Below are 6,433 nucleotides of genomic sequence, written 5' to 3'. Positions count from 1 at the left end.
CTGCTCTACGCCTATCTCCGCGAGCGCGGCCTGCCCCACAAGGCCTGCGGCAAGCTGCTCGTCGGCACGCATGCCGGCCAGCGCCCGGCACTGGAGACGATCGCGGCACGTGCCGAGGCCTCGGGCGTCTCCTCGCTGCGCTGGGTCGATGCCGTCGAAGCGAGGGCGCTGGAGCCCGAGGTCGCCTGCGAGATCGCCCTGCTCTCGCCCGAGACCGGCGTCGTCGACAGCCATGCGCTGATGCTCTCGCTGCTCGGCGAATGCGAGGCGGCCGGCGGTTCGCTGGCGCTGAACACGCCGATCCTGGCCTGGCGCCGCGAGGCGGAGGGTTTCAGCGTCGACTTCGGCGGCGCCGATCCGGCGAGCTATACGGTGAACACCGTCGTCAACTCGGCCGGCCATGGCGCGCCGCGGCTGCTGGGACGGCTCGACGGCTTCCCGGCCGAACAGGTGCCGAAGCAGTCCTTCGCCAAGGGCAACTACTTCTCGCTGCTCGGCAAGCAGCCCTTCAGCCACCTGGTCTATCCGATCCCGGAAGCCGCCGGTCTCGGCATCCATGCGACGATCGACATGGCCGGCCGGGTCAAGTTCGGCCCCGATGTCGAATGGGTCGAGCATGACCAGGACCTGATCGTCGACCCGGCGCGGGTGGAGAAGTTCTACGCGGCGATCCGGACCTACTGGCCGGGCCTTCCCGATGGCGCGCTCGTTCCCGACTATGCCGGGATCCGGCCGAAGCTGCATGGCCCGACCGAGCCGATGGCCGATTTCCGCATCGACGGGCCTGCCGTCCATGGCGTGCCCGGGCTGGTCAACCTGCTCGGCATCGAGAGCCCGGGCCTGACGTCGTCGCTGGCGATCGCGGAGTTGGTGGTCGAGCGGCTGCGGGCCTGAGGAGCCGAAACTCAGCTTTGACAAGAAGGCGCGGGATCCCCTCTCCTGGAAGGAGAGGGGTAGGGGTGAGGTGTTCGGGAGGGGAAACGTTGGCCTGAACCCGACTGCGCGGTGAGCGCAGCGCCTCGCTGGTCGGACGGCCTACACCTCACCCTGCCCTCTCCTTCCAGGAGAGGGTTCCCCGCGCCTTGCCTCACAGCCCCTCCGCCCCCAACTCCCCGCACCAATGCGCCAGCCGGGCCTTCAGCACGCGCTCGCGGCCGGCCTCCAGCGCCTTCTCGTCCAGCCGCTCCAGCTCTTCGAAGGTGAAGGCGCCCTCGCCATGAGTGTTCCACGCTGCCTGCAGGCTGCGCTGGCGATGGCCGCCGTGGCGGAGCGTGAACCAGATTCGGTTCCGGATCGTCGCCAGATCGGGCGCCTGCCCGGCCCAGCGCTCGCCGGTGGCGAGGCAGTGCACCAGATAGATCCCGGCGACGACCTTGCGCTCCTTATAGGCGGCCACGGCCGCCTTCCTGTCCTCGTTCAGCATCGACTTCTCCTGTCGCGATCAAGCGGCGCCAATATCACCCGGGCGATATTGACTCAAGGCATTTTATCCGGGTAATTAACTGAGGAACCACGGAGCCTGCCGATGATCGAAACCGCCGACCGCCCCTGCGCTGCCTTCGATGGCGAGACCCTGCTCGCACGCGGCCCGCTCCGCGAGGTCGCGCTCGCGGTGCAGCGCCGTCTCGCCGGGAATCCTGCCGCGACAGTGCTGACCTTCGACGACGCCACCGGGCGGATCGTCGATCTCGACCTGCGCGGCTCGCCCGCCGAGATCCTCGCGCGGTTCGGCGGCACGGAGCCGCGCGGACGCGGTCGGCCGAAGCTCGGCGTGGTGGCGCGCGAGGTGACCCTGCTGCCGCGGCATTGGGACTGGCTTTCGGCGCAGCCGGGCGGCGCCTCGCAGGCGCTCAGGCGGCTGGTCGACGCGGCGCGGCGCGGCGATGGTGGAGAGACGCAGGCGCGCATCGCCCGCGAAACCGCCTATCGCTTCATGGCGGCGCTGGCCGGCAACCTGCCCGGCTTCGAGGAGGCGTCGCGAGCCCTGTTCGCCGGCGACGAGCGGGGTTTCGCCGCGCATGCGGCAGGCTGGCCGGCCGACATCCGGACCTATGCGCAGGAACTGGCCTGGAGCCGCCTCGGCGGGGCGGATTAGCCAGGCAGGGCACGCGTCGTCATTGCGAGCGAAGCGAAGCAATCCAGAAGGGCTCGCACGACGGCCCCTGGATTGCTTCGTCGCTGCGCTCCTCGCAATGACGGTCGAGGCTTAGCCGCGCAGGCTCGCGACCTTCTCGCGTGCTTCGCGGGCGAGCTTCGTCACCTGGGCCCAGTCGCGGTTCTTCACCGCTTCGGCCGGGACGAGCCAGGAGCCGCCGACGCAGAGCACCTGCGGCAGAGCAAGATAGCTCGCGAGATTGCCGAGGCCGACGCCGCCGGTCGGGCAGAACTTCAGCTGCGGGAACGGGCCGGACAGCGCTTTCAGACCGGGCACGCCGCCTGCCTGCTCGGCCGGGAAGAACTTGCAATGCAGGCGCCCGGCCCCGACGGCGCGCATGCAGTCGGAAGCCGTCGCCACGCCCGGCAGCCAGGGCAGGCCGGTCCGGCGCATCGCCTCGTCGACGCTCTCGGTGAAGCCGGGACTGACCACGGCGCGGGCGCCGGCATTCTGCACCTCGGCGGCCTGCGCCGGCGTCACCACCGTGCCGGCGACGGGCAGGATCTCTGGCAGCTCGCGCGCCACCTTCTCCAGCGCCGCCATGGCGGCCGGGCGACGCAGGGTGATCTCGATGACGTCGATGCCGCCGGCGAGCAGCGCCTCGGCCAGCGGCACGGCGATCTCCATTTCGTCGATGACGACGACGGGGACGACGCCGCAGGCGGCAAGGCGCGCGATTTCGGGTTCGGTGGACATGACGCTGTTCCTCTTACGCCGTGACGCCTGATCTCAACCCTCTGAACCTGCCCGTCATTCCGGCCGTAGCGAAGCGGAGCGCCGGAATCCATCGTAGAGCACTCCGCCCTTCGATGGATTCCGGAACGGCGCGGCTTCGCCGCTTGTCCGGAATGACGAGCCCGGTTTCGGAGAGCTCCACCTGCCTCTAGAGCAGGATGCGAAAAAGTGGAAACCGGTTTTTCGCAAGAATCCTGCTCTAACCCTTTGGTAAGAGACGGATTCAGATGTCAGATGGGATCATTCCATGATTCCATCCGACATCATCCGGCTCTAGGCTTTCGCCCAGTAGACGTCGAGCCCCTGGGGGCGGCCCAGCAACAGGCCGACCGGGAAGGCGCCCGGAAGCTCGACCGCTGAAGCCAGCACCCGCTCCTTCTCCTGGCCCGCGATCAGCAGCGCGGCATGGCCGGCGCCCTTCAGCCGGGCCGGCGAGAGCGAGAGCCGCGGCGGCAGGTCCGGCGGGCTGGCGGCAATGGCATGGACCTCCGGCCCGGCCGAAAGCGCCCGCTCATCGCCGGGAAAGAGCGAGGCGATGTGGCCGTCGGCACCCATGCCGCTGACCAGGATGTCGAGCGCCGGCAGGCCGGCGAGCAAACGGTCGAGGCTCGCCGCGGCGGCAGCGAGGTCGTCGCCGGCATTGTGGAAGGAGACAAAGGGTGTGCGTCCGTCGCGCAGGGGGGCGAAGGCGGCGCGGACCATGCGCTCGTTCGAGGCCTGGTCGCCAGGAGCGACGAAGCGCTCATCGGTCGGCAGCAGCGTGACTTTCTCCCAAGGGAGATCGTGCCTTCCAAGGGCGGCGAGGAAACGCGCCGGTGTCGAGCCGCCGGGCACGGCGAGAAGCGCCCTGCCCTGACCGGCGATCAACGCCCGCAGCCTGACAGCGACCGCCTCGGCCAGCGCCGCCGAGGCATCGGCCAGCGTCTCGAAACGATGGCGCAGGAGCGGGCCGGCGGCGCTCATTCGGAAAGCTCCGGATCGGCCCAGGAGCGGCCCTCGCGCTCGATCAGGCCGATCGACTGCGACGGGCCCCAGGAGCCGGCGGCATAGCGGTGCGGCTGGGGATAGTATTCCTGCCAGCCGGCGAGGATCGGGTCGATCCAGGTCCAGGCCTGCTCGACCTCGTCGCGGCGCATGAACAGGGTCTGGTCGCCGCGGATGACATCGGTCAGCAGGCGCTCATAGGCGTCGGGCGTGCGCACGTCGAAGGCGGTCTCGTAGCGCAAATCGAGCTGGCGCGGCACGATCTTGAGCTTGCCGGAGCCCGGCACCTTCATCATCAGCTGCATCTGCACGCCGTCATTGGGCTGCAGGCGGATGATCAGGCGGTTGGCGTCGAGGCGGCCGCAATCGCCAGGATTGCCGAAGATCGAATGCGGCACCGGCTTGAAGGTGACGGCGATCTCGGAATAGCGCTGCGCCATGCGCTTGCCGGTGCGCAGATAGATCGGCACGCCGGCCCAGCGCCAGGTGTCGAGCTCGCAGCGGATCGAGACGAAGGTCTCGGTGTTGCTGGCATGGCCGAGTTCCTCGGCATAACCCTGGACACGCTGGCCCTCCATCGCGCCCGGCCCGTACTGGCCGCGCACGGTCCAGCGCTGCACGTCCGGGCCGACGATCGGCCGCAGCGCCTTCAGCACCCTGACCTTCTCGTCGCGCACCGCATCGGCCTCGAGCAGGTTCGGCGGCTCGATGGCGAAGAGGCAGAGCAGTTGCAGGACATGGTTCTGGACCATGTCGCGCAGGTGCCCGGCCTTGTCGTAATAGCCGGCGCGGGATTCGAGCCCGACCGTCTCGGCGACCGTGATCTGGACATTGTCGATGTCGCGCCCCGACCAGGAACGCTCGAACAGCGTGTTGGCGAAGCGCAGCACCAGCAGGTTCTGCACCGTCTCCTTGCCGAGATAATGGTCGATCCGGTAGGTCCGGCTCTCGGGCAGGATGCGGGCGACGGCGTCGTTGATGGCGCGGGCCGAGGCGAGGTTATGCCCGAGCGGCTTCTCCAGGATCACCCGCGAGGTCGGCGTCAGGATGCCGGCGCTTGCGAGGTTCTCGCAGATCGGGATGAACAGGTCCGGCGGCGTCGAGAGATAGAAGGAGCGGACGCGCTGCGATTCTCCCAGCGCCTTATTCAGGGCGCCATAGGTTTCGGGTTTGACGGCGTCGAGCAGCACCATGGTCAGCCGCTGCCGGAAGGCTGCGATGCGCTCCTGCGACAGGCCGGCAGTGGCGAGCTTGGCGGCGATCTCGTTCGGGATGCCCTCGACATCCTCGGGCTTGCGGACGATGCCGATGACGCGGCTCTCGGCCGGCAGCACGCCCTCCTCGTTGCGCTGGGCCAGCGCCGGGAAGAGCTTGCGCAGAGCAAGATCGCCGCCTGCGCCGAAGATCACCAGATCGAAGGGCGGCACCGGCGTGCGCTCGGGCGCGGCTTCCGGCTTCAGCAGGCGTTCGGCAATGGCGTCCATGCGGGGGCGGCTCCTTACCCGTTTCGATGCTCCAGTCGAGCCGAATCCTGCGACGACAATGCGACCAAAGGGAGCGGCTTGCCAAACGCTTTGCGTGAGGCGCTGCTATGCCGTCATTCTCGGGCGTAGCGAAGCGCAGACCCGGGAATCTCTGTCCGGAGATGCTCGGGTCGAGCCCGAGCATGACGTGGCATCCTATCCCGCCCGCCGAAACCCTTCGCTCGCGGTCAGCAATTGCTGCGCATAGGCGGTTTGCGGCGTGCGCGCGGCGAGCGTTGCGGCGCTCATCTCCTCGACGCCGCGGCCGAACTGCATGACCAGCAGCCGCTCGCACATATGGCCGACGACGGCGAGGTCGTGGCTGACCAGGATATAGGTCAGCTTGCGCTCATGGCGCAGCGCCTGCAGCAGGTTCAGCACCTCGGCCTGAATCGAGACGTCGAGCGCCGAGGTCGGCTCGTCGAGCAGCAGGATCGTCGGCTCGAGCACGAGGGCGCGGGCGATGGCGACGCGCTGGCGCTGGCCACCGGAGAGCTGGTGCGGAAAGCGGAAGCGGAACGAGGTCGGAAGGCCGACATCCTCCATGGCGCGGGAGATCCTCGCCTCGCCGTCGCGCAGGCCGTGGATGGCGAGCGGCTCGGCCAGCGTGTCGTCGACCGTCTTCTTCGGATGCAGCGAGCCGTAAGGGTCCTGGAAGACCATCTGCACGGCACGGTAGAACGCCTTGTCGCGGATTTTCGGCTGGCGCCTGCCGAGGATATCGACCCCGCCGCTCCAGTCGCGGTTGAGCCCGGCGAGCACGCGCAGCACGGTCGATTTGCCGGAGCCGGATTCGCCGACGATGCCGTAGCTCTCACCGGGCGCGACGGTGAAGGAGAGATCCTTCACGACATGGGAGTCGCCGAAGGAGACGTTCAGCTTTTCGACGGAGATGGCGGGTTGCGTGGTCATGCCGGAACCCCGCCGTCATTCCGGACAAGCTGCGCAGCAGCGCCGCTCCGGAAACCATCGTAGAGCGCCGGAGTCCTACGATGGATTCCGGCGCTCCGCTTCGCTCCGGCCGGAATGACGGAGC

At 68.8% G+C, this 6,433-nt stretch carries 7 protein-coding genes; 2 read left to right on the top strand and 5 right to left on the bottom strand.

All coding sequences use genetic code 11. The features are described 5' to 3' along the window. Window positions 1-894: NAD(P)/FAD-dependent oxidoreductase (locus tag V6M56_RS20195; protein WP_332686344.1), on the top strand; the 894-nt coding region annotated here is incomplete at its 5' end. 193 nt (window positions 895-1,087) lie between these two features. Here the strand turns inward: V6M56_RS20195 and V6M56_RS20190 are convergent. Next, window positions 1,088-1,423 carry a GIY-YIG nuclease family protein gene (locus tag V6M56_RS20190; protein WP_332686342.1) on the bottom strand — a complete coding sequence of 112 codons (336 nt, stop codon included), beginning with the start codon at window positions 1,421-1,423 and terminating at the stop codon, window positions 1,088-1,090. A 102-nt stretch (window positions 1,424-1,525) separates the two neighbouring features. On the opposite strand from V6M56_RS20190, the gene V6M56_RS20185 reads away from it, so the two are divergent. Then, window positions 1,526-2,095, top strand: coding sequence for a DUF2239 family protein (locus V6M56_RS20185; RefSeq protein ID WP_332686340.1), 570 nt, complete (start codon window positions 1,526-1,528; stop codon window positions 2,093-2,095). Window positions 2,096-2,206: 111 nt separating this feature from the next. Here V6M56_RS20185 and eda read toward each other — a convergent pair whose 3' ends face one another. The 4 genes from eda to V6M56_RS20165 all read right to left on the bottom strand — a co-directional run bounded on the left by eda (window position 2,207) and on the right by V6M56_RS20165 (window position 6,309). Beyond that, window positions 2,207-2,851, bottom strand: a complete 645-nt coding sequence (gene eda / locus V6M56_RS20180) for a bifunctional 4-hydroxy-2-oxoglutarate aldolase/2-dehydro-3-deoxy-phosphogluconate aldolase (protein ID WP_332686338.1) — start codon at window positions 2,849-2,851, stop codon at window positions 2,207-2,209. Window positions 2,852-3,163: 312 nt separating this feature from the next. After that, window positions 3,164-3,853: a 6-phosphogluconolactonase gene (gene pgl / locus V6M56_RS20175; RefSeq protein WP_332686336.1), complete on the bottom strand. Its 690-nt coding sequence runs from the start codon at window positions 3,851-3,853 to the stop codon at window positions 3,164-3,166. Continuing rightward, window positions 3,850-5,358 carry a glucose-6-phosphate dehydrogenase gene (gene zwf, locus V6M56_RS20170; protein ID WP_332686334.1) on the bottom strand — a complete coding sequence of 503 codons (1,509 nt, stop codon included), beginning with the start codon at window positions 5,356-5,358 and terminating at the stop codon, window positions 3,850-3,852. Before zwf ends, pgl begins: the two co-directional genes overlap by 4 nt. A gap of 195 nt (window positions 5,359-5,553) precedes the next feature. Next, window positions 5,554-6,309, bottom strand: a complete 756-nt coding sequence (locus tag V6M56_RS20165; RefSeq protein ID WP_332686332.1) for an ABC transporter ATP-binding protein — start codon at window positions 6,307-6,309, stop codon at window positions 5,554-5,556. Between the last annotated feature and the right edge of the window lie 124 nt (window positions 6,310-6,433).

The organism is Allobosea sp., assembly GCF_036675845.1.
Taxonomy (GTDB): Bacteria; Pseudomonadota; Alphaproteobacteria; order Rhizobiales; family Beijerinckiaceae; genus Allobosea.
Note: the sequence above shows the minus strand (reverse complement) of the source record. Positions and strands in the feature narration are given on the sequence as shown.